Source organism: Streptomyces sp. Isolate_45 (assembly GCF_024721315.2).
Classification (GTDB): Bacteria; Actinomycetota; Actinomycetes; order Streptomycetales; family Streptomycetaceae; genus Streptomyces.
In genome coordinates, this window is sequence record NZ_JANFAK020000360.1 from 1 (window position 1) to 1527 (window position 1527).

General features: G+C 76.2%; 2 protein-coding genes and 1 pseudogene. 2 read left to right on the forward strand and 1 reads right to left on the reverse strand.

What is annotated here, in order from left to right; genetic code table 11:
• Positions 1-81, reverse strand: a pseudogene (locus NOD94_RS41050) (single-stranded DNA-binding protein); the annotation flags it as partial.
• 102 nt (positions 82-183) lie between these two features.
• Here NOD94_RS41050 and NOD94_RS41055 point away from each other — a divergent pair.
• A complete protein-coding gene (locus tag NOD94_RS41055; RefSeq protein WP_281211340.1) occupies positions 184-936 on the forward strand; it encodes a hypothetical protein in 753 nt (250 codons plus the stop codon).
• Between the two features lie 47 nt (positions 937-983).
• The coding region (locus tag NOD94_RS41060; RefSeq protein WP_281211341.1) for a TerD family protein at positions 984-1527 on the forward strand (544 nt) is incomplete at its 3' end.

Here is a 1527-nt window from a genome sequence, read left to right on the forward strand (position 1 = left end):
CCCCCCCCCCCCCCCCCCCCCCCCCCCCCCCCCCCCCCCCCCCCCCCCCCCCCCCCCCCCCCCCCCCCCCCCCCGGCTCGTCACGTTCCGTACCGTGACCGAAGCGTCACCACCCGGACCTGCGCGAGTACCGCGCCCCCTTGCTACGTTCTCCCGCGAACCGGAGCCCGTAGGAGGCAGCCCATGGACGTCGGACCCCGTCTCCTCGCGACCGCGACCGTGCTGCTGGCCGTGCTGCTGGCGGGCTGCACGGAGCGGGCGACACCCCCGTCCACCGCCGCGCCGGTCCCGTCCGCGGGCACCACCGGCCCGGCGTCGACCGCGCCGCAGTCCCCGTCCGCGGCGGCGGATGCCTCCGCTCCCGCTTCCACCTCCGCTTCCGCCTCCGTTCCGGTCGCCGCGTCGCCGTCGCCGCGTCCGGTGGCCGGCGGCGCCGTGACGACCGCCCCGTCAGCCGTCCCCGCCACCCGCCTGACCATGTCCGTCGACACGCGGGGCGGCCGGATCCTTCTCGTACGGGGCGGCCCGGCCCAGGAGTTCACACTGACCCTGCGCAACGGCAACACCCGGTCGTACGGGCACCTGTTGCTCACCTTCCAGATGGAGGCCTTCGGCCCGTCCCCGGGGGACCGCCCCGGACCGGACCCGTCCGTCCTGCTCGAACACCGGGACCCGGCCACGGGCCGCTGGAGCCCCGTGGAACTGCGCATCGCCAACGACTTCCGGCCGTACCACCTCCACGAGGGCGGCTCGCCCCTCGACCGGGACGCGGTACGCACCGAGCGGTACCGGCTGCGCGCCACCGCCACCGGCCCCACCGGGAGTTCACCGCTGGAGGTCCGCCTCCTCGACACCGACGCCCCGGAGGGCGCGGGCGAGGCGCGCGAGCGGCCGGCCCGGCTCGCGCTCCCGCACACCACCCGACGGGCCTCCTGAGCCCCTACCGCTACCTGGAGCGGCACCCTGCGGGCAGACTGTCCGTCGTGACGACACTGAGCAAAGGCGCCAACCTGCCCGTCGCGGCACCCTCCGTCCGCGCCGTCCTCGGCTGGTCCGCCGGACCCGGGGTACCGGACGTCGACGCGTCGGCCCTGCTGCTGACCAGTAGCGGGCGCGTCCGTTCCGACGGCGACTTCGTGTTCTACAACCAGCCGAGACACTCCTCGGGATCCGTCCGGCACCTCGGCAAGCAACCCGGCGCGGACGCCCTTGAGGTGGACCTGACCGCCCTGGAGGGCGACGTCGAGCGCGTCGCCCTGTGCGCGTCCGCCGACGGCGGCGTGTTCGGGCAGGTGCCGGGACTGCACCTGAGACTGCTCGACGCGGCCTCCGGAGCCGAACTGGCCCGCTTCGACATGACGGCGGGGCCCGAGACCGCGTTCGTCAGCGGCGAGCTCTACCGCCGGGCCGGCGCGTGGAAGTTCCGGGCGGTCGGACAGGGATACGCGAGCGGCCTCGCGGGCCTCGCCACCGATTTCGGGATCACCGTGGACGACGAGCCGCCCGCCGCGGTCACCCCCGCGCCCG

Coding starts and splice junctions, on each gene's coding strand:
- NOD94_RS41055 (WP_281211340.1), top strand. CDS start 184: ATGGACGTCGGACCCCGTCTCCTCGCGACCGCGACCGTGCTGCTGGCC.